Genomic DNA, 24,356 nt, shown 5'->3' on the forward strand with positions numbered 1-24,356 from the left:
CCATCTGTTCCCCCTGTTCCCCTGTTCCCCTTGTGCCCCGCCTCGTACGGCGATGCCTCCGATGCCGCGTACGTGTGCGTGTACGGGGGAGACGCGTGCGGCGCGCGGAAGGTTGGCCTTCCATATCCGGCTCGGCCGACCGGCCGGTTCACCGCCCCGGCCTCGTCCTTTCGGCCGGGCCCGCCGGATGATCGCCTTGCGTACGCTGCTCCGTGTGCGAGAGGTACGTGACATGCCAGATACGGACGACCGGACTGCCACCCCGCGGCTGCCCCGCCGCGCGGCGCTCACCGCGCTGTGGGTGATCATGGGCCTGACGTGGGTGCTCGACGTGTTCAGCGTCGAGTCGGCCACGGGCCTGGAGGGACCCCATGTGTGGTGGTGGCTGGTCCCTGGCCTGGTGGCGGCGAGCGTGCTGCTGATGTCAGGGGCTCGTCCCGCCCTGACGTGGCGCGTCGGCGCCGCCGCGCTCGTCTCCTGGGCGATGACGCTGCTTCAGTTCAGGGCCATGCCGCCGCTCGTCGCGGGCTGGGGCATGCTGGAGACGTTCTGCCTGCTGCTTCTGGTGGCGCTCACGGCCAGGGAGGTGGCGCGGCCCTGGCTGGCCGCCGCGCTGTGCGCGGCGCTCGGGACCGCCGTGATCGCGGCGCCGATGAGGATGGACGAGAGCAGCAACGTCTTCTTCTCCTTCCTCCTGACGTTCCTCGCGGGCGGCGCCGTCGGCCTCGGCTGCTATCTGCGCGGGCTCGACGCCCGCAGGCGGCGCGCCGTCGTCGACGTACGCCAGAACGAACGCCTCGCGCTCGCCCGCGAGCTGCACGACTTCGTCGCCCACCACGTCACGGGCATCGTCGTCCAGGCGCAGGCGGCCCGTACGATCCGTGAGACCGCACCCGAGCAGGTGGACCCGCTGCTGCGCGGCATCGAGGAGGCCGGGTCGCAGACCCTGGAGTCCATGCGCAAGCTGGTACGGGTGCTGCGCGAGGACGAGGTGCGCGCCGTGCGGCCGGGGGAGCTGTACGCGGAGCTGGCCGAACTGGTCGCCGCGTTCTCCGAACGCGACGCGCCCGCCACCCTCCAGGTCGCGGCCGAGGCCCGGCAGGCGCGGGCGGAGCCCGAGGTGGAGACCTCGGTGCGCAACGTCGTACGAGAGGCGCTGACGAACGTGCGCCGTCACGCGCCGGGTTCCCCCTCCGTCACCGTACGGGTCGCCCTGGCGGACGAGCCCCGAGGAGGTGCGGACAGCGGGCGAGAGGGCCGGAAGTCCGAGGGCGAGCGGAACACCGCCCCGCACCTGCTGTGCGTCGAGGTGTACAACGCGCCCCCGCCCCGGCACACCTCCGCGCACGCCGAACCCCTGGGCGGACGCGGCGGCCTGGGCCTCGTCGGGCTGAGCGAGCGCGCCGAGGCCGTCGGCGGAACGCTGCACGCGAGCCGGGCCGAGGACGGCGGCTGGACGCTGAGGGCCGAGTTCCCCGTGCGCGGCGCTGTGGCAGGATCACCCGCATGACCAGCAGCAGCGGATCAGCCGAACCCGTCCGTGTCCTGATCGCCGACGACCAGGACATGGTGCGCACCGGCTTCCGGCTGATCCTCCAGGCGCAGCCCGGCATAGAGGTCGTGGGCGAGGCGGCCGACGGCGCCGAGTGCGTGGAACTGGCCAGGCGGCTGCGCCCCGACGTGTGCCTCGTCGACATCCGGATGCCGAAGCTCGACGGGCTGGAGGTGACCCGCCTGCTCGCGGGCCCGAAGGCCGTCGCTCCGCTGCGCGTGGTGGTCGTGACCACCTTCGACCAGGACGACTACGTGTACGGGGCGCTGCGCGGCGGCGCCTGCGGCTTCCTGCTGAAGGACGCGGGCCCCGGACTGCTGGTGGAGGCCGTACGGGCGGCGGCACGCGGTGACGCGCTGGTCTCGCCCGCCGTGACCGTCCGGCTCCTGGAGCGGATAGGGGAGGGGCCCGCCGCCGGGCCCGACGGTGCCACGGGTGCCGGGGGCGCCGCGGATTCGGGGGGTCCGCTGACGCAGCGGGAGCTGGACGTGGCACGGCTGGTGGCCGTAGGACGGACCAACCAGGAGATCTGCGCCGAGCTGTATGTGTCGCTCTCCACCGTCAAGTCCCATCTGGCGAGCATCCAGGGCAAGTTGGAGCTGCGGAACCGGGTGGAGATCGCCGCCTGGGCGTGGCGCTGCGGCGTCGTCGGCGACGCCTGAACCGGCCACCCACCGCACACACCATGCCGGTAGCGCCCGCCGGGGTCGCTACTCGCTCTTCCCCGTCCCGCCGCCGTGGGACGTCTCCTCGACGCCGTAGTCAAAGCTCACCTTGTCGCCCTGCACCCCGGTCACGGAGATCAGCATCGGCTTGCTCCCGTCCTCGAAGACGGCGGTGCACCGCACGGTGTCCAGCTTCTTCGCGCGCAGCCCGCGCGGGCAACTGACGGACTTCGGCGCCTCCTCGAAGAAGGGCCGCGCGAAGTTCTCCTCGGCCTGCTTCTCGACCTCCGCACGCGGCACCATGCGGTCGGTTCCGCCTCCGCCTCCGGTTCCGGTCGCGGTGGCGACGGAGACGTTGTCCAGCAGGCGGTAAGCACCCACCGTTCCCACCGCCAGGACGGCGGCCACGGCCAGGGCGATCACGACGGGCTTCATGCGCTCTTCCTCAGTTCCGGTCCGGTGCGCTGCACTGCGCAGCCTGGAGGGCCAGTTCCCCGCGTACGGTCTTCCGCGTACGACTTCCCGCGTACGGTGACGAGAAGGTCAGGCGACCTCCCAGGCCGCCTCGATCATCCGGAAGATCTCGTCCACGGCGGCCTCCGGCTCTTCCGCCTCCCGGGCCAGCGCGTAGGCGTCGATCACGAACCTCGCGAGCGCCCGGCAGGCCGTCGTGGTCTGCGGCAGGCCGGGGTCGGCGGCCAGCGCTACCGCCAGCGACTCCGCGTGGCGCAGCCTCATCGACTCCTCGTACTCCCGCAGCGCGGGCGACGTGTCGATCATGTGCCAGACCGGTGCCGCGCTGTCCGCCGTGCAGTGGCGCACCAGGGCCAGCACCTCGCGGCGCAGCGCGGGGATGAGCGGTTCGTCCGGCGCCCGCCCCGTGACCGCCCGCGTGAGGCGCTGCTCGAAGTCCTCGTCCTGTTCGAAGACCAGCGCCTCCTTCGAGGCGAAGTGGGAGAAGAGCGTGGTGACGGCCACGTCGGCCTCCGCCGCCACATCGCGGATGCCCACCGCTTCGTACCCGCGCTCCAGGAAGAGCCGCAGGGCGGCATCGGCGATCTTCTGGCGGGTCGCGGCCTTCTTGCGTTCACGGCGTCCGGTCGGCACGGTCATGCGCCGAGGCTATCAGGCACAAAAACGAATCCGTTTCGAAATGCTAACCGTTAGTGCTACGGTCGTCCGCATGAAGAAAGTGAGCTTCGCAGAATTCGGCGGTCCCGACGTGCTGCACCTCATCGACGCCGAGGAGCCCCACGCGGGCCCCGGCCGCATACGTATCGCCGTACGCGCCGCAGGCGTGAACCCCGTCGACTGGCGGGTCCGCGAGGGCCAGGTCCTGGGGGCGCACCCGACCGTGCTGCCCTCCGGAGTCGGGCTGGACGCCTCCGGGGTGGTGGACGAGATCGGAGAGGGCGTCGAGGGGGTCAGGACCGGTGACCTCGTGTTCGGCGAGGGCGCCAGCACCTACGCCGAGTTCGCCGTGCTGTCGGCCTGGGCCCGGATGCCCGAGGGGCTGACGTTCGAGGAGGCGGCCGGGTACCCCTCCGTGGTGGAGACCGCGCTGCGCATCATCCGCGAGGTCGGTGTGCGGCCCGGGCAGACGCTGCTGGTCAGCGGCGCGTCCGGGGGAGTCGGCTCGGCGGTGCTCCAGATCGCCCGCGAGCGCGGCATCACGGTGATCGGCACGGCCGGGGCCGCGAACCAGGACTATCTGCGCGGCCTGGGCGCCCTCGCGACGACGTACGGCGAGGGCTGGACCGAGCGGGTGCGGCAGCTCGGCCGGGTCGACGCGGCGCTCGATCTGGCCGGTTCGGGTGTGATCCGCGAACTCGTCGAGCTGACCGGGGATCCGCAGAAGGTGATCTCCATCGCCGACCTCGGCGCGCCGGAGCACGGCGTCCGGTTCTCGGGTGTGGCCGGGAGTGTGCCGGACGCGCTCGCCGAGGCCGCGGCGCTCATCTCGCGGGGGAAGCTCCACATCCCCGTCGAGAAGTCGTACACCCTCGCCGAGGCCGCGGCGGCGCACGTCGACAGTCAGGCCGGTCACACGCGCGGGCGCCGGGTCATCGTCGTCTGAGACGTGGACCTGGGCGGCGTCCCGCGCGCTGAGGCCGCGTCCGCACGTCCGCACGTCCGCGCGCTCGGGTGCCGGGGCCGCCGGGTCCCGGCACCTCGCCGTCGGCGCGAGGGGTGTGCGGGCGGGGTCGTCGGGGCCGATGTATTGAGGACAAAATCGTTGACAATTCTGTTGCTCTAGATTTAGGTTCGACAGGCACTCACTCAGGAGGGCGCATGCCGAAGCAAGCCGGTCCGAGCAGCGGAGAACAGGCCAAGCAGCTGGCTCTGACGAAGCTCCGGCAGGCGATCGTGCGGGGCGAGATGGTGCCGGCCCAAAGGCTGGTGGAGAACGAGCTCGCCGAGCAGTTCGGCGTGACACGCGCCAGCATCCGCGCGGCGCTGATCGACCTCGCGGCCGAAGGGCTGGTCGAGCGCATCCGCAACCGGGGGTCGCGGGTGCGGGTGGTCACCGTCGAGGAGGCGGTGGCCATCACGGAGTGCCGCATGGCCCTGGAGGGGCTGTGCGCGGCCAAGGCGGCGGTCTCCGCCACCGAGGACCAGCTCGACGAGCTGACCGACCTGGGCAACGCCATGTCCAAGGCGGTCGCCGACGGCGATCCCGTCACCTACTCCGAGCTGAACCACGAACTCCACACCCGCGTCAGGGAGTTCTCCGGCCAGCGGACGGCCGTGGAACTCCTGGAGCGGCTGAACGCCCAACTGGTGCGGCACCGCTTCCAGTTGGCGCTGAGGCCGGGGCGGCCCCAGCAGTCACTGAACGAGCACCTGGCCGTGATCGAGGCGATCAGGGCCAGGGATCCGCAGGCGGCCGAGTCGGCCGTCCGCGCCCACCTCGGCAGCGTGATCGAAGCGTTGCGGGACTGACGCGTCGCGCGGTGTCCGGCACGTCGCGCGGTCGGCCGGTGTGGCCGGGGTGGGTGCTGTCCTGTCCAGCAAGGAGATACCAGCGATGACACGAGCCCACGCGCCCGCGCACCCCGCACACACACCCGCACCGGCGCCCGCAGCCGCCGGAGCCGCCGAGGCCGAGGAGGTGCGCTGCCTGCTGATGCGCGGCGGCACCTCCAAGGGCGCCTACTTCCTCGCCGGAGACCTGCCGGACGACCCCTCCGCGCGCGACGAACTGCTGCTGCGCGTCATGGGCAGCCCCGACCCCCGCCAGATCGACGGCCTGGGCGGCGCACACCCCCTCACCAGCAAGGTCGCCGTGGTGTCACCCTCGGCCGAGGACGACACCGACGCCGACGTGGACTACCTCTTCCTCCAGGTCGGGGTGGACACCGCCGAGGTGACGGACCGCCAGAACTGCGGGAACCTGCTCGCGGGCGTCGGACCCTTCGCCGTCGAACGCGGACTGGTCGCCCCGTCGGACGGCGACACCTCCGTACGCATCCGCATGCTCAACACCGGCGACCTCGCCACCGCCACCTTCCCCACACCCGGCGGACGTGTCGCCTACGCGGGCTCCACCGAGATCTCCGGGGTGCCGGGGAGCGCGGCCCCTGTGCTGATCGAGTTCCCGGAGGGCGCCGGTCCGCTGCTGCCCACGGGGAACGCCCGCGACACCCTCGACGGCACGCCCGTGACCTGCGTGGACAACGGCATGCCCACCGTCCTGATCCCGGCCTCCGCGCTGGGGATCTCGGGCTACGAGAGCCCCGCTGAACTGGAGAAGGACCGGGGCCTCGCCGACCGGCTCCGGGCGATCCGGCTCGCGGCGGGCCCCCTGATGGGACTCGGCGACGTGTCGGACACCACCGTGCCCAAGCTCAGCCTGCTGGCCCCGCCCGAGTCCGGCGGCGCGGTCATGACCCGCACCTTCATCCCGGTGCGCTGCCACACCTCCATCGGGGTGCTCGGTGCCGCGAGCGTCGCGGCCGGGCTGCGCGTCCCCGGCGGCGTCGGAGAGGACATCGCCCAACTCCCCGACGAGGGGAGCCGGGTGCGGGTCGAGCACCCCACGGGGTTCCTCGACGTCGAGACCGAGGTGGAGGCCGGGACCGGCGCCGACGGTGCCGAGGGCACCGCACGCGCCCGCCGCACCGGTGTGGTGCGCACGGCCCGGAAGATCTTCGACGGCACGGTCTTCGCCCGGCCCGCCGCCCCCGCGACGACGACGGCCGACACCCCGCGCGCCTGACGCACACCCCCGACGCACCCCGCCTGACGCGCGCCCGCCCCGCGCACCGCCCCGCACATCGCACCCCTGGCCCGCCGTGGGGCCACCACCCGCACCCGCACCCCCTCCAGCGCCACACCCGCGCACCCTCAAGGAGCCCGCCATGACCCCGCCCCTCGGAGACATCGCCCACCTCGGCCACGTCGAACTGCTCACCCCGGACCTGGACGGCAGCGTCGGCTTCTTCACCCGCATACTCGGCCTCACCGAGAACGGCCGCTCCGGCGACTCCGTCTACCTGCGCACCTTCGACGACTACGAGCACCACAGCCTCGTCCTCACGGCCCACTCCACCTCCGGTGTCCGCCGTACGGCGCTGCGCACCTCCAGCGAGGAGGCACTGCGGCGGAGGGTGGCGGAGCTGGAGCGCGCGGGGCGCGAGGGCCGCTGGGCGGAGGGCGAGCCGGGCCTGGGCCCGGTGTATGTCTCCAGCGACCCCGACGGGCACGAACTCGCCCTGTACTGGGAGAGCGAGTGGTACGAGGCACCGGACGAGCTGCGCCCCGGCCTCAAGAACCAGCCCCAGGCCAAGCCCGTCCAGGGCGTGGGGGTGCGCAGGCTGGACCACGTCAACTTCCTCGGGTCCGACGTGGCCGCCAACACCACCTTCGTCCGCGAGGTGCTCGGGGCACGCCCCACCGAGCAGATCGTCCTCGACACCGGCGAACTCGCCGCACAGTGGCTGACGTTCACCAACAAGTCGTACGACCTCGTCTACACCTCGGACTGGACGGGCACGCGCGGGCGGCTGCACCACATCGCGTTCGCCACCGACACCCGCGAGGACATCCTGCGCGCCGCCGACCTGTGTCTCGACAACGACGTGTTCATCGAGACGGGACCGCACAAGCACGCCATCCAGCAGACGTTCTTCCTCTACGTCTACGAGCCCGGCGGCAACCGCGTCGAGCTGTGCAACCCGCTCACCCGGCTGGTGCTGGCTCCCGACTGGCCGCTGATCACCTGGACCGAGGCCGAGCGGGCGAAGGGCCAGGCGTGGGGCCTGAAGACCATCGAGTCCTTCCACACACACGGCACACCGCCCGTGCCCTGACCTGGGCTGGACCGACCTGACACCCTCCGGACGAGAGGAAACAACGATGTCCTCCTCACCCGCTCCACCGGCCCGCGGCGCACGGCTGACCACCCTCGTGATCGGCCTGTGCTGGATGGTCGTGCTCTTCGACGGCCTCGACATGTTCATCTACGGCTCCGTGCTGCCGCACATGCTGGAGCAGAAGGCCCTCGGCCTCGAAGCGGGCGCGGCGGGCACCATCGGCAGCTACGCCACCTTCGGCATGCTGCTGGGCGCCCTGTGCGCGGGCACGGTCACCGACTGGGTCGGGCGCAAGAAGATGATCCTCGTCAGCACCGCGGTCTTCTCGCTGGCCTCCGGGGTGTGCGCGATCGCGCCCGGCGTCACCGCCTTCGGCCTGGGCCGCTTCATCGCGGGCGTCGGTCTCGGCGGGCTGCTGCCCACCGCGATCACGATGGTCTCCGAGTACGCGCCTAAGGGCCGCAGCAACCTCACCGTCGGCCTGCTGATGACCGCGCACCAGGCGGGCGGCATCCTCTCCGCCTTCCTCGCCCTGTGGATCGTGGAGCCGCTCGGCTGGCGCGCCGCCTTCTGGGTGGGTGTCGCCCCGCTGGTCGTCGCGGTGCCGCTGGTCGCCAGGTTCCTCCCGGAGTCGCCGAGCTTCCTGCTGGCGAAGGGCCGCGCCGCCGAGGCCCGCGAACTGGCCCTGCGCTACGACGTGCCGCTCCCCGCGGCCGAGACGGAGCGCCCGGCGGCGGCCGAGCGCTGGAGCGCACTGGCGGCACTGTTCCGGGGCGGCCTGTGGGCCCAGACCCTGCTGTTCTGGCTCGCCTCCTTCGGCGGCCTGCTGCTCGTCTACGGCGTCAGCACCTGGCTGCCCACGATGATGCGGGGCCAGGGCTACGAGCTGGGCTCCTCGCTCACCTTCGTCGTCCTCGTCAACCTCGGCGGCATCGTGGGCATGCTCGTCGCGGGCCGCTTCTCCGACCGCTTCGGCGCCCCTCGGGTCGCGGCCGTCTGGTTCGCGCTCACCGCCGTCGGCGTCTACACCCTCGGCGTCCACATGCCGCTCGCCCTCACCTATGTGCTCGTCTTCCTCACCGGACTGTTCCTCTTCAGCGCCCAGGCCATGATCTACGCGGCCGTCGCCGGGCGCTCGACGGCCGATGCCCGCGCGACGGCCGTCGGCTGGACGTCCGGGATGGGCCGCTTCGGGGCCGTCTTCGGACCGTGGCTCGGCGGTCAGCTCATCGCGAGCGAAGCGGAGGGCTGGGGGTTCACGGCCTTCGCCCTCGCCGCACTGCTCTCCACCGTCTTCATCGCCCTCACCGCACTGACGGCCCGTCGCATCAGCGCGGGCGGCACGGGCAAGGAAGCGCTGTCCGCCACCGGCTGACGGGTCGACGGGCCGACGGGTGCATGTGTGCCGGTGGGGTGACGGTGTGTCACCCCACCGGGTCACACCGGGTCACACCCACGCTCTGACGCCTGCGTCATGGCTGGTGTCAGGCCGGTGTGCGCTGCGCAGAAGGCGAGGGTGTCGGCGGTCAGGTCGGCCCAGCGCGAAGCGGTGCGCTGGCCGTGGCCGACATCGGCTTCGGTGCGCAGCAGGACCGGCCGGGGCGAGGCCGTGGCGTGCTGGAGCGCCGCGGTGAACTTGCGGAGGTGCGCGGCGCCGACGCGGGGGTCGGTCCGGCCGCCCGTGAGGAGGACGGCCGGGTAGCGGGTGCCGGACTCGACGCGGTGGTAGGGCGAGTAGCTCAGCAGCACGTCCAGGTCACCGGGCCGGTCAGGGACGCCGAACTCCGGCGCCCACAGCGGGCCGAGGCCGAACCGGGGGTAGCGGACCATGTCGGTGGGGGCGTCGGAGCAGACGGCCGCCGCGTACAGACCGGGGTCGCTGGTCAAGGCGGCGGCGACGGTCAGGCCCGCGTGCGAGGCGCCCTTGATGGCCAGGCGGTCTGGGCTGGTGAACCGCTCCCGGACGAGGTGGCGGGCCGCGGCGGCGAAGTCGGCGAAGCACGTGGGCTTGCGCAGACCGCTGCCGGCCGCGTGCCACTCGGTGCCGTGCTCGCCGCCGCCCCGCACACCGGCGATCGCGTACCGGCCACCGGCCCGCACCCAGGCCATGATGGCCGGTGAGTAGGCGGGGGCCGCGAGCGCGCCGAAACCGCCGTACGCGGTGAGGATCGTGGGCCGTGGCTCGTCGGACGGGTCGGGCGGCATGATCACGTACATGTCCACCTCGGTGCCGTCGGCGGAGCGGTAGGTGATCTGCCGCACCTCCGGCGCCTGCGTCGACGTGTCCGGCGTCGGAAGGGCGGACGTCGGAAGGGCGGACGTGGCAGGCCCGGGCGGCTCCGGGAAGCAGCGGCCCTGCCGGACGCTGTAGCGGTGGACCGTCGGCGGGGTGACGAAGTCGGTGTAGGTGAACCACGCCTGGTCGGCGCAGCCCGGCGGTGTGCTGAGATTGCTGATCGTGCCAGGGCCCGTGCCGGGGGTGGGTACGTCGGACAGCTTGCGGCCGGTGAGGTCGTGCAGCGCCAGGCGCGCGGCGCCCCGGCGGATCGTCCCCACCAGCAGCCGCACCTCGCCGCTGTCCGGGCCGGTGGTGAGCGCGGTGCACGAGGTCAGCAGCGCGTCAGGGCCGGGTGTGACGAGGGTGGACCACTCCTCGCGCCGGGGACGCGAGGGGTCGACGGCGCACACCCGGCCGCGCGGCGCGTCGGCGTCGGTGACCGCGTAGAGCAGGTTGCGCGGGCCGGACTTCACCAGGGCGCCGCTGCCGTCCTCGGCGCCCTGGTGGATCAGCAGGAAGCGGGGCGCGGCGGGGTCGGTGAGGTGTGAGGGGTGGGCCGGATCCGTCAGGTCGGCCAGGTACAGGTCGTTGCCCGCCTGAGCGCCGGGTGCGGTGCTGACGGTCAGCCACCGTCCTTCGGCGCCGAGGGACACCGACAGATGCGGGTGCACGGTGTCGAAGACGACCGGGTCGGTGGCGGGATCGGCGCCGATCCGGTGCAGACGCACGCAGCGCGCGGCGGCTCCGGTTCCGGTTCCCGCGCCGGGGGCCCGTGCGACGTAGTAGAAGCCACTGTCGTCGGGCAGCCACGCCACCGGTGTGACGCGCTCCGGGTGCAGCGGACCGTCGACGACCCGGCCGGTGGCCACGTCCAGCACCCGCAGTTCGGGGCTGTCGCTGCCCCGGCGGGTGAGCTGGCAGGCCAGCAGCCGGCCGGTCCACGACGGACGCCAGGCCGCGAGGAACGTCGGCCCGTCCGGGTCGACCGTCATGGGATCGACGAGGATCCGTGCGTCGGCGCCGTCCCCGGCCCCGTCCTCGGCGCCCTCCCCGCCCCCCTCCTCGGTGTCGTCCGCCACCAGCAGCCGTGGAAGCTGAGCGCTCGCCTCGCGGTGCAGGAAGAACCGGCGCCGCCCGCGGAAGAGGGGCGGCGTCGCCACGGGCACGAGCGCCCCGCCCAGCCCCTGCAACTCCTCCAGCGCGGCCCGGAAGTATCCGCGCGTGTGCCAGGCCGGGGCGTGCGACGTGAACAGCTCGTCCTGCCGGGCCAGCCACTGCTCGCAGTCCGCGCCCTCGTCGTCCTCCAGCCACCGGTACGGGTCGGGCACACGTCGGCCGTGCAACTCGTCGGCGACCTGAGTGCGGGCGGCGGCGGGATAGGCGGGGGAGGCAGGGGAAGTGGGGGAGACGTGCCGATGCGGCGGGCCGCCCGCGATCGGAGGGCCCGCCGCATCTGGTGTGTGGGTCGATGCCATCGGTCAGTCGTTGTCGCCCGCGGCAAGCTCCAGGCGCCATTGCGGCACGGTGAGCACCTCATCCGAGAGCAGGGTGAGAATCAGAAGTCCGATACCAGGCAGTTCCTGCATGACGACCTCCATGTGAGGGGACGTATCCGGCGTCCCCACGCTATGCACGCATCGCCGCACTCTCTCGTTCACCGAGCCAGTCGGGTGAGGTGACGGCGCCCGACCGGCATGACCGGCCGGGGCGGACCGGGCTTTAGGGTGCGTGGTCATGTTCATACCGTCGAATGCCCTCAGTGGCTCACGCCGTCACCGCCTCGTGGTCGGCGGGATGCTGACTCCCTTCATGGCCTTTCTGGGGGTGGTGTTCTCCGGCGTGGCCGCGCACACCACCGACCGCCCGCTGCCCATGACCGGCTTCGCGGCCGCCGCGCTCTCGGCCTTCGTGGTCGCCTGGTGGTGCGCCCGCTACTGGTACGCGGCTCTCCGGGGCACTCCCGAGCCCAACTGGTGGCCGTGGCTGCTGCCTCCGCTCACGTTCGTCACGATCTTCACCGTCGCGGGCGTCGGCGCCCTGCGGGATGGGGAGAAAGGCAGCGGCATCGGCATGCTGGTGATGGCAGGCGTGCTCGTCCTCCCGTTCCTGGTGGGGCTCGTGACCGGCCTCATCGGCTTCCTCGGGCACCGCTCCCGCAGCCGCCGCACACCCACCGCGGCCCAGCACACCCCCGAGCCCCAACGGCCGTACCGTGCCTGGGGATCGATCGGCTGAACCCCGGAGCGGAAGGCGGCACGCACTCCGACGCCCCCGTCCGCCCGAGCCCCGTCCCGCCACCCGCCGCCCCGTTACAGCGTCACCGACTTGTGCCGGTACTGGTCGTACGTCGACACGTCCTCGCCGTTCTGCCGCCAGGAATCCAGGGTGACCGTCTGGCCCGAGGCCACACTGATGTCCTCGCACGTGTAGCCGTTGTTTGCCCCGTTCAGGTCGGTGACCATCCACGCGGTCTGGCCGGTCGTCGCGTGCACCACCACGCGCCGCCCATCGGCCTCCTGGTCCGTGATGCACAGTTGGGTGTTGCTCACCCGCACCGTGTAGTACGTGCCCTGTGTGTACGTGTGTGTGTCGGCGAACGCCTGCCCCGTGAAGGCGAACGACGCCGCCAGTGCCAGCGGCACCGCGACAGAAGCGCGACGGAGATTCATCTGGGTCATCCTTCCGGTACGGCCTTCCGGGACCTCGGTCCCGGCCCCCCGGAGGGCGGACGTCTCCCGTGCGCCCGCCGCGCCCACTGAGGGGTCCCCGGTCCCTCTTCGCCGGGGAATTCCGGCTCCTGCGGAGCACCCTGGGGGACGGACCTTGGAGGAACCTTGCGGGCTTCTTGAATCGCGAGGTCATACGGGCAGGGGCCGCGTCCGGACCGCCCCAGCGTTTCCGGACCACTCGAATCCGCAACATTAAGGTTAGGCTAAGCTAACCCACCATGAGGGCTGGCGATCATGCTGCCGCCGCTCCCCGTTCGCGTGGGCGCGCACTGGCAGCCGAAGGTGTGACCGTGGCGTACGACGGCGTCGACGTCGTGCACGAGGCGGCGCTCGCGCTCAGGCCGGGCGAGGTCACCGCGCTCGTGGGCCCGAACGGCAGCGGGAAGTCGACGCTCCTGCGCACGCTCGCACGGTTGCAGTCCGCCCGCGCCGGCACCCTCACCCTCGATACGGAGACCGACGGCCTCGCCCTCAGCTCCCGCGAGTTCGCGCGGCACGTCGCGCTGCTCACCCAGGGCCGCCCCACCCCGAGCGGTCTCACCGTCCGGGACCTGGTCGACTTCGGCCGCTACCCGTACCGGGGCCGCTGGGGCAGGCCTGACCCCGGCGGCAGGGCCGCCGTGGACCGCGCGCTGGAGATGACCGGCGTCACCGAGCTGGCCGCGCGTGGCGCCGAATACCTCTCCGGCGGCCAGCTCCAGCGCGTGTGGCTCGCGAGCTGCCTCGCCCAGGAGACCGGCGTGCTCCTCCTCGACGAGCCCACCACCTACCTCGACCTGCGCTATCAGGTCGAACTCCTCGACCTGATCCGCGACCTGGCCGACGACCACGGCATCGCCGTCGGCGTCGTCCTGCACGACCTCGACCAGGCGGCGGCCGTCGCCGACCGGATCGCCCTGCTCCACGACGGACGGATCACCGCCGACGGCGCACCCGCCGACGTGCTGACCCCGGAGCGGCTGACCGGTACCTACGGCATCCGCGTCGACGTCGACACCGACCCCCTGACCGGCCAACTGCGAACTCGCGCGATCGGCCGCCACCACACGCGAAGCGAAAGGCTGAGCACCACCCCATGAGACGCCTTCTCCTCACCACGACCACCGCCACCGCCGCGGTGCTCGTCCTGGCCGGCTGCGGCACCACCGAACCCGCCGCCGACAGCGCGGACTCCGCCGACGGCAAGATCTCGCTCACCGACGCCTCCGGCAAGAAGGTGACCCTCGACGGCCCCGCCGAGAAGGTCGTCGGCACCGAGTGGAACGTCGTCGAGAACCTCGCCTCTCTCGGCGTCGAGCCCATCGGCGTCGCCGACGTCAAGGGCTACCAGACGTGGAACACGTCGGTCCCGCTGAAGAACTCCCCGAAGGACATCGGCACGCGCGGCGAGCCGAGCATGGACACGGTCGCCTCCCTCTCACCGGATCTGATCGTCGCGACCACCGACCTCACCGCCTCCGCCGTCAAGCAGCTCCGGAAGATCGCCCCGGTCCTGGAGGTGCGCTCGGCCGACGCCTCCGGCCAGGTCGGCCGGATGAAGGAGAACCTCGACCTCATCGCCGAGGCCACCGGCAAGGAGAAGCGCGCCGACGCCGTCAAGAAGGAGTTCGACGAGAAGATCGCCGCGGGCCGCGAGAAGCTGGAGAAGGCCGGGCTCGACGGGACGGAACTGGCCTTCGCCGACGGCTACGTCGCCTCCAACCAGGTCTCGATCCGCCCCTACACCAGCGGCTCCCTCATCGGCGCCGTCAACGAGGACCTCGGCCTCAAGAACCCCTGGAAGAACAAGGGTGACAAGAGCTACGGGCTCGCCACCACCGACGTCGAAGGGCTCACCGGACTCGGCGACGACGTCCAGTTCGCCTACATCGCCGGTGACGACGGCAGCCGCGACCCCTTCGGCGAGGAGCTGGCCGACAACAAGGTCTGGAAGTCGCTGCCCTTCGTGAAGGACGGGAACGTGCACAAGCTGCCCGATGGCATCTGGATGTTCGGCGGCCCCGGGTCGATGGGAGCCTACGCCGACGCCGTCGTCGACGCGCTGACGAAGTAACGCCGTGGCCGTCACCGCAACCACCTCCGTACCCCGTACCTCCACGGCCGCGTCCACGGTGGGCGCGGTCGCGGTGACGGCCGCGCTCGCGCTCCTGGTCGCGGGCCTCGCCGTCCTCGACATCACCCAGGGCACCGCCTCCGTCGGAGCCGCCGAGGTGGGCAAGGCGCTCACCGGGCACGCGGACCCGGGCGACGCGTCCGTCGTCATCGCCTCGCGCCTGCCGAGGATGGCCGCCGGCATCCTCGTCGGCGTCTGCCTCGGCATGGCGGGCGCCGCGCTCCAGGCCGTGAGCCGCAACGTGCTCGCCGCGCCCGACACCCTCGCCGTGAACGCGGGCTCGTACCTGTCCCTCGGGCTGCTCGCCGCCACCGGGATCTCGGTGCCCTTCCTCGCCTCCTCCGGCATCGCGTTCGCCGGAGGGCTCGCGGCAGCCGCCGTCGTCCTCGGGCTGTCAGGGCCCGGCACCGGCTCCGGATCCGTCCGGCTCGTCCTCGCCGGAAGCGCTCTCGCGCTGGGCACAGGCTCCCTCACCCAGGCGCTGCTCCTGCTGTTCCCCGAGCGGACCGAGGGCCTCTACCAGTGGAACCAGGGCAGCATCGGCCAGAACGGGTTCGACGGCGTGACCGGCATGGCGCCCGTCGCGCTGCTCGGACTCGTCGGGCTGCTGCTCTTCGCGCGCCGCCTCGACGCCCTCGCGCTGGGGGACGACGCGGCACGCGGGCTCGGCGTCCCGGTCAGGGCGACCCGCGTCACGGTCGTCGTGCTCGCCGCGCTGCTCTCCGCCGCTGCCGTGACCCTCGCCGGACCCATCGGGTTCGTCGGACTGTGCGCCCCGGCGCTCCTGCGTCCCCTCGGCCGCCGGTACCGGGCCTTGGTCCGGTCGCGCGTGAACGTCCCCGTCGCCGGTCTCGCGGGCGCCGCGCTCGTACTCGGCTCCGACGTCCTCCTGCGCGCGGTCCTCACGGCGGAGACCGCCGTGGCGGTGCCCACGGGAGTCGTCACCAGCGTGGTCGGCGCCGTCTTCCTCGTCGTGATGGCCGTACGGGTCAGGGACACCGGAGGCGCCGCGACGCCCGACCGGCTGCGCATCCCGAGCCGGGCCGCGTTCCTGGCGACCGTGGCCGCGCTCGCCGTCGTGTTCGTGGGCGTGACCGTCGCCGCCGTGCTGCTGGGCGACACCAAGCTCCTGCTCGGCGACGTCGCCAACTGGGCGCAGGGGCGGGCGGCCCAGAGCGTCACCTTCGTCCTCGACACCCGGGTGCCGCGCGTGCTCGCCGCGCTCCTCGCGGGCGCGGCACTCGCACTGGCGGGCACCCTGGTGCAGGCCGTGACCCGCAACCCCCTCGCGGAGCCCGGCGTCCTCGGCGTCTCCGGCGGCGCCGCGCTCGGCGCCGTCCTCGTCGTCACCACGCTCCCGGCCGCCGGGGCCTGGGGCGTCGCGGGCGCGGCCTTCGCCGGAGCCGCGCTCACCGCGGCCCTCGTCTTCGGGCTCGCCGCGCGGGGCGGCTTCCAGCAGAACCGGCTCGTCCTCGTCGGCGTCGGCGTGTCGGCCGGGACGACGGCGCTCATCAGCCTGTTCATCGTCCTCACCGACCCGTTCAACGCGACGAAGGCCCTCACCTGGCTGTCGGGTTCGACCTACGGGCGCGGGCTGCCCGACCTCGTGCCCCTCGCGCTCGTGCTGGTCGCGGGCACCGCCGTGGCGGCCGTACGGCGCGGGGAACTCGACCTCGTCTCGCTCGACGAGGACACGCCCAGGCTGCTGGGCCTGCGCCTGGCCCGGGGGCGGCTCGGCTTCCTCGTGCTGAGCGTGCTGCTCAGCGCGACGGCCGTCGCAGCGGCGGGCACGATCGGCTTCGTCGGCCTCGTGGCCCCGCACGCGGCACGCGCCCTGGTGGGACGGCGGCACGTGCGCACCGTGCCGGTGGCGATGCTGCTGGGCGCGGCGCTCGTCGGCGTCGCCGACCTGCTCGGCCGCACGGTCATCGCCCCGGCGCAGCTCGGCGCGGGCCTGATGACGGCCGTCGTGGGCACCCCCTACTTCCTGTATCTGCTCATGCGGAGCCGACGGTAGGCCGACGGCAGGGAGTGTCGTCAGGGGAGTGCCTTGCGGCCGACGCCGCCCAGTACGGCGGGCTCCTCCGCCTCTTCCGCCCTCCGCGTGCCGGGTTCCGCCGCCTCCGGGCGCCAGAGTGGGCAGGAGACGAGGCCGGGCGGCAGGAGTTCCAGACCGTCGAAGAAGCCCTCGATCTCCTCATGTCCGCGCAGGATGTACGGGACGGCGCCGCTGTTGGCGTTGTACCACTCCAGGGCCGCCGCGTAGTCCGGGTCGGTGTCCGTGCCGTCCCGGACCACGAGAAAGCTGCCGGGCGGCAGCGGCTCCATCAGACGGCGCACGATGGAGCGGGCCTCCTCGTACTCCTGGACGTGGGCCAGGATGCCCATGAGCACCACGGCGACCGGACGTTCCAGGTCCAGCGTCCGCTCCGCGAGCCGCAGGATCCGCTCCGGTTCGTGCACGTCCGCGTCGATGTACGCGCACGCGCCCTCGCGGGTGCTGGTGAGCAGCGCGTGTGCCTGGTGGAGGACCAGGGGGTCGTTGTCGACGTACACGATGCGGGAGTCGGGGGCACTGCGCTGGGCGACCTCGTGGGTGTTGTCGGCCGTCGGCAGACCGGTGCCGATGTCCAGGAACTGCCGGATGCCCTCCTCCTCGGTGAGATGACGCACCGTCCGGCCGAGGAACTGCCGTCCGGCCAGCGCCAGGTCGGCCATGCCGGGGAAGGTCTGGAGGATCCGCGCCCCGGCCATCTGGTCGACCGCGTAGTTGTCCTTGCCTCCCAGCCACCAGTTGAAGATCCGCGCCGAGTGCGGCACGCTCGCGTCGATCTGCGGCGGCGTCGAATCCGAAGCGCTCTGCACATCATCCTCCTGACCAGTCGGCTGAAACAGTCGACCACAGCCGTCACGCGCGGGCCAGTAGCGCGGGCGAGGACGCGCGTCACTCGCGGAAGGGGGGCGCCCGCCGTGTTCGACGGTCTCGCTACAGAGGCGTGCCGAGTCATCCACAGGGGGCGCGGAAACGTCTTCACCCTCGTACGGTCACACCCGGGACGACCGACCGACACGGGGGTAACGCATGCACGGGGTTGTGATGGACGAGCTGGCGGTCCAGGTGATGGCCGCCCTGCCGGACGAGGAGGCCCGCATGGAGGTGCTGGAGCTGCTGGGGCAGGCGCAGAGCGCCCCGCGCAGCTTCCCCGACGTGCGGGAGATCATCGGCATGGAGGTCCGCGAGGCGTTCGGGCCCTTCTCCTGGTTGCAGTACGCCGTTCTCGACGGCGAGATCGAGGTCCGCGACATCGGCTGGATGAGCTGCGCCTGACGCGACGGGACGCGACGGGACGGTTCAGGCGTCGCGCCAGGCGGTAAGCGCCGGTTCAGGCCGGGACCTGGCCGGGGCGCTCATCGGCGGAGGCGGCGTCGGAGGCGGAAGTGGAGGCGGCGGCGGACGGCTCGGCCGCCGTCGGCGTCCACCGGATCCGCGTGCCGCACACCGAGACGACGAGCGCCGAGGCGGCGACCACGCCCATACCCCACACCAGGCTGCTCGCGTGGGCGATGAACCCGATCAGCGGGGGCCCGGCCAGCAGGCCCGTGGTGCCCATCGCGGCGACGAGCGTCAGCGCGTCCGAGCCCTGCTTCGCGGCGGCGACGTAGACACAGGGGGTCACCGCCGCGATCCCCAGGCCGACGCAGGCGAACCCGGCGAGCGCGGGCACCACGCCACCGGTCACCAGCGCGAGGGCCAGCCCGGTCCCGGCGAGGACACTGCCGCACAGGACCACGCGCCCGTCGCCCCACCGCGCGCGCCAGCCGTCGGCGAAGAGGCGGGCCACCACCATCATTCCCGAGACCACCGCGATGCCCATGGGCGCGAGTTCCGCCGACGCCTTCGCGACGTCCTTCAGATACAGCGCCGACCAGTCGTTCATGGCGCCCTCGGTGACGGTGCCGAACGCCATGGCGCAGCACATCCACAGCGTCATACGGGACGGCAGGCTCCACTTGCGGCGGCCCCCGCTCCCCTTGCTCCCCTCGCCCGCCTCGTTCTCCTTCCCGTCCCGCGCGGGCCCGTCGTCCGTGAGGAGACCGGTACGGGCGCAGGCGCCCAGCAGCACGAGGAGGAGCGCGGCGGCGGCGAAGTGGGCCGTGACCGAGGGGGTCAGGGCCGTGGTGCCGGAGGCGAGGAGGGCCGCGAGCAGGGAACCGGCGCTGAAGGTGGCGTGCAGCCTGGCCATGGCGTTGCGCCCGTGGCGGGACTCCAGGGCGGCGCCCTGCGCGTTCATGGCCACGTTGAGGCCGCCTACGAAGAGCCCGTCGGCGCACATCACCGCCAGCGCCACCGGGTAGTTCGGCGCCGCGGCGAGGGCGGGCAGGAGCAGCGTCAGGCACAGGCTGGACAGCAGCGCGAGCCGCCGCGAACCCAGCTTCCGCATCAGCAGGGCCACCAGGGGGAACGACACGGCGGCCCCGGCTCCCGCGGCCATCAGCAGGACGCCCACCTCGGCCGCGGTCAGCTCCAGGTCGCTCTTGAGCGCCGGGATGCGGGAGGCCCAGGTGGCGTACTGGAAGCCGAGGGAGCAGAACAGCGCGGCGATCGCCAACTGGCCGCGGTGGAAGGGGTCACGGACACGGAACACGTGCATCAGCTCACTTCGTCTCGCACGGGGATGCCGCGCGGCGCCACCGCCACGCCGACGGGCTCCGGCGCCCCGTCCGGAAGGGCCACCAGGGGCTGCGACATATAGACGGCGTCCGGGCCGTAGCCGTCAGAGGAGAGGACCCCGGCGTGCGCCGTGAAGCCGCGTGCGGCCCAGAACCGCTCGCTGCACCCGACGGCGACCAGGGAGATCCGCTCGTACCCCAGCGCGCGGGCGGTCAGCACGAGATGACGCAGCAGATGCCGCGCCAGGCCCCTGCGGCGCAGGTCCTCGGCGATCACCATGTCGTGCAGATGCAGGTTGCCGGAGGAGAGGGAAGGGCCGGAGGAACCAGTGGGGCCCGGCGGCAACGCTACGTCCTCCGGGCGGTCCAGGTCCGGGTAGCGGAAGGCCGGGTAGGGCAGCGCCAGCACATAGCCCGCCAGCCGGGCGCCCGCCTCCAGCACGAAGCAGGTCGCGGGCGAGGCGTCAGCGCGGGACCGCAGCGCCTCGCGGCCCTCGGACAGGCCGAGCCCGGCATAGGCGCCGGACTCCAGCGCCACGATCTCCTCCCAGTCCCCGGCGGCGATGTGCCGTACCCGTGTGGCCCCGTGCGCGGGCCCCACGGGCGGCACCGTCGGCCTCACTCCGCCGTCTCCGTACGACGCGGCGCGGACGGGGATGCGGGCGGGGATGCGGGCGGGGACGTGGGCGGGGGCGGCGGGAGGGGAGTGGCCCTGGCCGCGCCGACCAGCGCGTCCCAGGACTCCGTCAGCAGGGCGAAGTCTTCGATGTCGCGCTGCGCCTCGTCCAGGAGACGTTCGCGGCGCGCCGCCAGAAGGTCGGCGAACGTCGCGTACCGGCCGCCCAGCTTCCGGTAGGAGATGTCCAGGCTCTCCAGCTTCGCGACGTTCTCCGCGCGGTCCAGGAGGGTGCTCTCCCGCGCGTAGCGGGCGACGGCGGCGGCGCGCAACCGGCCCCGCTCGTCGAGCAGCGCGGGCCCGGCCTCGGCCAGCCGGTCGTAGATGAAGTGGAAGTAGAGCATCGAGAGCAGGAACTTCACGAAGCGCGTCTGGTACGCGAGGAAGCCCGCGTCCGTGCGCCGCTCGCCCGTGTAGAAGTTCACGATGTTCCGGTTGTGCAGCACCCCGGGCAGCCCCGCGTCGTGGACGAGGTGGAGGAGGAAGTAGTCGCTGCCGATGGTGTCGGTCGCGGGCGGCAGCGGCACCCGGGTGTGGACGTCGTGGAAGGCGATGTTGCACATGTCCACGCGCATCGGGTCGACGAGCGTCAGCGTCGAGTCGTCCTCCGTGAACGCCTCGTCCCCGGCCCCGCGGAAGGACTCGGCGACCAGGTTCCGCTTCTGCTCGGCCGACCAGTGCGCCGGTGCCCACAGGCCGACCATGTCGTGGTAGACGTCCGGGTCGGCCCGCTGTATCTCGCCGATGTCCACGGACAGTTCCCCCACGAAGGAGCTGCCGGCCATCGCCACCTTCCGCTCCAGTTGCCGCTGGTCCAGCGCGGTGCGCGAGACCGCGTGCGCGGCGTCGGCCGCGCGCTTGCCCAGGGCGAGGAGTTCGTGGTGGACGGGGAAGACCGGTGTGCCGTCGATGCTCTGGTACCGGCTGTCGGAGTCCCTGCGGTGCACGGACTCGCAGCCGAGCGCGAGGCTGATCAGGAAGGCGCGGTCGGTGCAGGCGCCGTAGGACAGCGCGGCGGGCAGCAGCAGGTCCAGCAGCAGTTCGGGCTTGTTGGTCCCGGCGCCGCCGGTCACCTCCCGCAGGAAGTCGCGCTGCCGTGCCTCGTCGAGGTGGTGCACGACGATGCGCGGATCGCGGGGCAGACGGCGCACGGCCTCGGCGTGTGCCGCGTAAGCGGGCGCCGCGCAGGAGTCCAGGATCAGCAGGTGCACCTCGACGCCGAAGTGCCGCGCGGCGTAGGCCGCCTCCTCGCCGAGTGCCGCGATGGTCTCGTCGCAGAGCCTGTTGGTGGGGAGGGTCAGACAGATTCTGCGCATGCCTCGTCCCCCGTGAGTGCGTTCCCCGCGAGCCCGTCCCCCGTGAGCCGGTCCTCCCCGGTGGCCCGGGGCCGGGCCGGGGCCAGGCCCTGGTCCTCCGGGTGCCAGGAGTCGAGGCCCAGCAGCTTGGCGCCCAGCGGGTCGAGGGTGGCGCGGCCGTAACGGAGGGACTCGTGCTTGGTGGCGTCGCCCAGGAGCGTGGCGTTCCAGTCCGGGGTGCTCAGGGTGCGCCAGGACTCGACGCGCGAGCGCCGCAGCTCCTCGTGGGTCTCCAGCGCGGGCATCATCGAGAGGTACTGGACAGAGCGCACGCCGTTTTCCGACGTGTTGGGTGCGACGCCGTGTGCCAGCAGCCCGTTCCAGATCAGCAGGTCGCCCGCCTCCAGGTCCGGCCGGACGACGGGCATCCGCTCCCGGTCGATGCTGGGCCGGATCGGGTCGCGGCCCTCGGGCTGGAGCGCCCGCCACCGCTCGAACTGGCGGAACAGCTCGGGGCAGCACTGGAAGCCGCCGAACTCGGGACGGGTGTCGTTCAGCGCGATGATTCCCTGGACCCGCTGCGGCAGCACACCGAGCGTGGTGTCCACGTCCCAGTGCAGCTCGATGTCGAATCCGCGCTCCACGGGCGCGATCAGGTCGCGGCTGCGGTTTTTGACGTTGGGCGGGTTGAGGTTGAGCCGGTCCAGGGTGACCCACAGCTCTTCGCAGTCCCACACGTCGACGAACGCGTCGTAGACCCGCCGTGTCTGGCGGCTGTCCCAGATGAGCTGGTGCTGGTACGCCTCGACGAAGCCGTAGACGTGCAGGTCCCGGTCCAGGTCGGAGCGGAACTCGCGCTCCTCGTACCAGGTGTCGGGGCGGTCGGGGTCGAGGCCCTGGAACTCCCAGGCGAAGTCCAGCAGTCGACGCGCCGACGAGGCGGGTATCGCCTGCTTCACCACGACGTAGCCATAGGTCTGCCAGAAGGCGAAGTCCTCCTCGGACAGCACGCGGAGGGGGCGTGTCTTGTCCAGGTCGCGCAGGGGTGTCTGCGCGAGGTAGGTCTCGCCGTCCGAGCTGAAGTAGGGGCGGTCCGAGGGGGCGCGGTGGAGATATCCGGACGGCGGCATGTGGTGCTCCAAGAGTGTGTGGTCGCGTGATGGTGTCCACCGTGGGGCCCGTGCGTCACTTCCGCCCCGGAGGGCGGCGCGCGCATCACGTAACGTTGGACTAGACCAACTCACCCTGTCAACAACAACCTTCGCGTCCGCTTATTGCGGGACATGAGTGCACATCCCGGGCCGGGAGAGGGGTTCGCCCGGGCGGGGCCGCTCAATGGTGTCCCTCTTGACAGGGGTGGGTAGCCTAGCCGGGAATTCATTGGTCCGTACCAAGAGAAAAATCGATGTCGCGTCGGCGCGAGGCCATCGGTACCTCGGTACGCCGCCCTCTGTCGAAAGGCTGCTCGATGTCCTCCAGCAACCACAGCGCGGCGCTGCGCCGCCTCGCGCTCTCCGTCCTCCAGCCGGGCTTCGTGGGCACCGAGGCGCCGGACTGGGTGCTGCGGGACATCGCGGACGGGCTGGCCTCCGTCGTCCTCTTCTCGCGCAACATCGTCTCCCCGGAGCAGGTCGCCCGGCTCACGGAGCAACTGCGCGCGGAGAACCCCGCGTTGATCGTCGCCATCGACGAGGAGGCCGGGGACGTCACCCGCATCGAGTCGGCCACCGGCTCTTCCCGGCCCGGCAACTTCGCGCTCGGCACCGTCGACGAGGCAGAGCTGACCGAGTCCGTCGCCGCCGACCTGGGCCGTCAGTTGCGTGCCGCCGGGGTGAGCCTCAACTACGCGCCCAGCGTGGACGTCAACTCCAACCCGGACAACCCGATCATCGGCGTCAGGTCCTTCGGCGCCGACCCCAAGGCGGTCTCCCGGCACGCTGCGGCGTGGATCCGCGGCCTCCAGTCCGCCGGCGTCGCGGCCTGCGCCAAGCACTTCCCAGGCCACGGCGACGTCGCCGTCGACTCCCACCACGGCCTGCCCCGCTACGGCGCGGGCCGCGAGGAGATCGCCACCCAGGCGCTGCCGCCCTTCCGGGCCTCCCTGGACGCGGGCGTCCGCGCGGTCATGAGCGGCCACCTGCTGGTTCCGGCGTACGACCCCGACCTGCCCGCGACGCTCAGCCGCCGCATCCTCCACGACCTGCTCCGCGAGGAACTCGGCTTCGACGGGCTCGTCGTCACCGACGCCATCGAGATGGGCGCCGTCGCCGACCGCTACGGCATCGACGGCGCCACGGTCCGGGCCGTCGCCGCGGGGGCCGACGCCGTGTGCGTCGGCGGGGAGAGCGCGGAGGAGTCCGTCGTCCAGGTACTGGCCGGTGCCCTCGCCGACGCCGTGGTCTCCGGGGACCTCACCGAGGAGCGGCTGGCCGAGGCGGCGCAGCGGGTGCGCGCGTTCGCCGACTGGTCCACAGGGCTGGCGCGGACCGGCTCGGCCGACACCGACGGCGGTGCCGAAGCGCCCGGCGACGGCATCGGCTTCGTCGCCGCGCGCCGCGCCGTCCGGCTGACCGGCTCCGCGCGGGAGGTCCTGCCCCTCTCGGCCCCGCCGCACGTCGTCGAGCTGGCGCCCACCACCAACCTGGCCATCGGCAAGGAGACCCCCTGGGGCGTCGCGGCGCCGCTGACCGAACGGCTCCCCGGCACCACCTCCGTACGCGTCCACCCCCAGGAACTGCACGCACAGGACGCCGCCCTGGAGGCCCCCGTCCTGCGCACCCGCGCACTCGAACCGGCCACAGGACGCCCCCTGGTCGTCGTCGTCAGGGACGCAGCGCGCCACGAGTGGATGCGCCGGGCACTGAAGGACCTCACGACGGCGCGCCCCGACGCGATCGTGGTGGAGATGGGCCTGCCGGGCGCCGTCACCGTCGCCCCGGGGGCGGCCCAGATCTTCACGCACGGCGCCACCGCCGCCTCCGGACGGGCGGCGGCTGAGGTGCTGACGGGCGCGGGCACCGACGCACCGGCGGCGGGGCGTTCCTGAGCGGCGCGGTGCCACG

The 24,356-nt window shown here is 72.7% G+C and carries 22 protein-coding genes; 13 read left to right on the forward strand and 9 right to left on the reverse strand.

Annotated features, from left to right (window positions below; all coding sequences use genetic code 11):
* The first annotated feature begins 232 nt into the window (after positions 1-232).
* Together ACYVOO_RS20420 and ACYVOO_RS20425 are read left to right on the forward strand one after the other, a co-directional pair.
* Positions 233-1,510: a sensor histidine kinase gene (locus tag ACYVOO_RS20420; RefSeq protein WP_461017086.1), complete on the forward strand. Its 1,278-nt coding sequence runs from the start codon at positions 233-235 to the stop codon at positions 1,508-1,510.
* Positions 1,507-2,214 (forward strand): response regulator, encoded by a 708-nt coding sequence (locus ACYVOO_RS20425; RefSeq protein ID WP_461017087.1) that lies wholly within the window; start codon positions 1,507-1,509, stop codon positions 2,212-2,214. Before ACYVOO_RS20420 ends, ACYVOO_RS20425 begins: the two co-directional genes overlap by 4 nt.
* A gap of 48 nt (positions 2,215-2,262) precedes the next feature.
* On the opposite strand, the gene ACYVOO_RS20430 is transcribed toward ACYVOO_RS20425, so the two are convergent.
* Positions 2,263-2,652, reverse strand: a complete 390-nt coding sequence (locus ACYVOO_RS20430; RefSeq protein WP_461017088.1) for a DUF4333 domain-containing protein — start codon at positions 2,650-2,652, stop codon at positions 2,263-2,265.
* Positions 2,653-2,760: 108 nt separating this feature from the next.
* Positions 2,761-3,330: a TetR/AcrR family transcriptional regulator gene (locus ACYVOO_RS20435; RefSeq protein ID WP_461017089.1), complete on the reverse strand. Its 570-nt coding sequence runs from the start codon at positions 3,328-3,330 to the stop codon at positions 2,761-2,763.
* Positions 3,331-3,400: 70 nt separating this feature from the next.
* Here ACYVOO_RS20435 and ACYVOO_RS20440 point away from each other — a divergent pair, with 70 nt between their 5' ends.
* From ACYVOO_RS20440 to ACYVOO_RS20460, 5 genes are all read left to right on the forward strand, one after another.
* Positions 3,401-4,294, forward strand: a complete 894-nt coding sequence (locus ACYVOO_RS20440) for an NADP-dependent oxidoreductase (protein ID WP_461017090.1) — start codon at positions 3,401-3,403, stop codon at positions 4,292-4,294.
* 215 nt (positions 4,295-4,509) lie between these two features.
* Positions 4,510-5,160: a GntR family transcriptional regulator gene (locus tag ACYVOO_RS20445; protein ID WP_461017091.1), complete on the forward strand. Its 651-nt coding sequence runs from the start codon at positions 4,510-4,512 to the stop codon at positions 5,158-5,160.
* A gap of 85 nt (positions 5,161-5,245) precedes the next feature.
* Positions 5,246-6,436, forward strand: coding sequence for a 4-oxalomesaconate tautomerase (locus ACYVOO_RS20450; RefSeq protein ID WP_461017092.1), 1,191 nt, complete (start codon positions 5,246-5,248; stop codon positions 6,434-6,436).
* A gap of 142 nt (positions 6,437-6,578) precedes the next feature.
* Entirely contained in the window at positions 6,579-7,529 is a 951-nt protein-coding gene (locus ACYVOO_RS20455) for a catechol 2,3-dioxygenase (RefSeq protein ID WP_461017093.1), read from the forward strand.
* A 46-nt stretch (positions 7,530-7,575) separates the two neighbouring features.
* A complete protein-coding gene (locus ACYVOO_RS20460; protein ID WP_461017094.1) occupies positions 7,576-8,907 on the forward strand; it encodes an MFS transporter in 1,332 nt (443 codons plus the stop codon).
* A 62-nt stretch (positions 8,908-8,969) separates the two neighbouring features.
* Here ACYVOO_RS20460 and ACYVOO_RS20465 read toward each other — a convergent pair whose 3' ends face one another.
* Positions 8,970-11,285, reverse strand: coding sequence for a prolyl oligopeptidase family serine peptidase (locus ACYVOO_RS20465; RefSeq protein ID WP_461017095.1), 2,316 nt, complete (start codon positions 11,283-11,285; stop codon positions 8,970-8,972).
* A gap of 319 nt (positions 11,286-11,604) precedes the next feature.
* Here ACYVOO_RS20465 and ACYVOO_RS20470 point away from each other — a divergent pair, with 319 nt between their 5' ends.
* Complete coding sequence (locus tag ACYVOO_RS20470; RefSeq protein ID WP_461017096.1) at positions 11,605-12,045, forward strand: hypothetical protein; 441 nt, start codon at positions 11,605-11,607, stop codon at positions 12,043-12,045.
* Between the two features lie 74 nt (positions 12,046-12,119).
* Here ACYVOO_RS20470 and ACYVOO_RS20475 read toward each other — a convergent pair whose 3' ends face one another.
* On the reverse strand, positions 12,120-12,479 hold the full coding sequence (locus ACYVOO_RS20475) for a hypothetical protein (RefSeq protein WP_461017097.1): 360 nt from the start codon (positions 12,477-12,479) through the stop codon (positions 12,120-12,122).
* A 278-nt stretch (positions 12,480-12,757) separates the two neighbouring features.
* On the opposite strand from ACYVOO_RS20475, the gene ACYVOO_RS20480 reads away from it, so the two are divergent.
* Genes ACYVOO_RS20480 through ACYVOO_RS20490 form a run of 3 tightly spaced genes read left to right on the forward strand, consistent with a single transcriptional unit; the run spans position 12,758 to position 16,669 of the window.
* A complete protein-coding gene (locus ACYVOO_RS20480; RefSeq protein ID WP_461017098.1) occupies positions 12,758-13,618 on the forward strand; it encodes an ABC transporter ATP-binding protein in 861 nt (286 codons plus the stop codon).
* Positions 13,615-14,592, forward strand: coding sequence for an iron-siderophore ABC transporter substrate-binding protein (locus tag ACYVOO_RS20485; RefSeq protein WP_461017099.1), 978 nt, complete (start codon positions 13,615-13,617; stop codon positions 14,590-14,592). The genes ACYVOO_RS20480 and ACYVOO_RS20485 overlap by 4 nt, the downstream gene beginning before the upstream one ends.
* A 4-nt stretch (positions 14,593-14,596) precedes the next feature.
* Positions 14,597-16,669: an iron ABC transporter permease gene (locus tag ACYVOO_RS20490; protein ID WP_461017100.1), complete on the forward strand. Its 2,073-nt coding sequence runs from the start codon at positions 14,597-14,599 to the stop codon at positions 16,667-16,669.
* A 20-nt stretch (positions 16,670-16,689) separates the two neighbouring features.
* On the opposite strand, the gene ACYVOO_RS20495 is transcribed toward ACYVOO_RS20490, so the two are convergent.
* Positions 16,690-17,517, reverse strand: coding sequence for an SAM-dependent methyltransferase (locus tag ACYVOO_RS20495; RefSeq protein WP_461017101.1), 828 nt, complete (start codon positions 17,515-17,517; stop codon positions 16,690-16,692).
* A gap of 217 nt (positions 17,518-17,734) precedes the next feature.
* Between ACYVOO_RS20495 and ACYVOO_RS20500 the strand changes: the two genes are divergently transcribed.
* Positions 17,735-17,980 carry a hypothetical protein gene (locus ACYVOO_RS20500; RefSeq protein ID WP_461017102.1) on the forward strand — a complete coding sequence of 82 codons (246 nt, stop codon included), beginning with the start codon at positions 17,735-17,737 and terminating at the stop codon, positions 17,978-17,980.
* A gap of 55 nt (positions 17,981-18,035) precedes the next feature.
* Here the strand turns inward: ACYVOO_RS20500 and ACYVOO_RS20505 are convergent, their stop codons facing one another.
* From ACYVOO_RS20505 to ACYVOO_RS20520, 4 genes are read right to left on the reverse strand one after another with little or no spacing between them, the layout of a single operon-like run.
* The gene (locus tag ACYVOO_RS20505; RefSeq protein WP_461017103.1) at positions 18,036-19,304 is read right to left on the reverse strand and encodes an MFS transporter; all 1,269 of its coding nucleotides are present in this window, start codon (positions 19,302-19,304) and stop codon (positions 18,036-18,038) included.
* Positions 19,304-19,945, reverse strand: a complete 642-nt coding sequence (locus ACYVOO_RS20510) for a GNAT family N-acetyltransferase (RefSeq protein WP_461017104.1) — start codon at positions 19,943-19,945, stop codon at positions 19,304-19,306. The genes ACYVOO_RS20505 and ACYVOO_RS20510 overlap by 1 nt, the downstream gene beginning before the upstream one ends.
* On the reverse strand, positions 19,942-21,315 hold the full coding sequence (locus tag ACYVOO_RS20515; protein WP_461017105.1) for a DUF6271 family protein: 1,374 nt from the start codon (positions 21,313-21,315) through the stop codon (positions 19,942-19,944). Before ACYVOO_RS20515 ends, ACYVOO_RS20510 begins: the two co-directional genes overlap by 4 nt.
* Positions 21,297-22,424: a phytanoyl-CoA dioxygenase family protein gene (locus ACYVOO_RS20520; RefSeq protein WP_461017106.1), complete on the reverse strand. Its 1,128-nt coding sequence runs from the start codon at positions 22,422-22,424 to the stop codon at positions 21,297-21,299. Before ACYVOO_RS20520 ends, ACYVOO_RS20515 begins: the two co-directional genes overlap by 19 nt.
* Positions 22,425-22,762: 338 nt before the next feature.
* On the opposite strand from ACYVOO_RS20520, the gene ACYVOO_RS20525 reads away from it, so the two are divergent.
* On the forward strand, positions 22,763-24,340 hold the full coding sequence (locus ACYVOO_RS20525) for a glycoside hydrolase family 3 protein (protein ID WP_461017107.1): 1,578 nt from the start codon (positions 22,763-22,765) through the stop codon (positions 24,338-24,340).
* The last annotated feature ends 16 nt before the right edge of the window (positions 24,341-24,356 follow it).

The organism is Streptomyces daliensis (genome assembly GCF_054782395.1).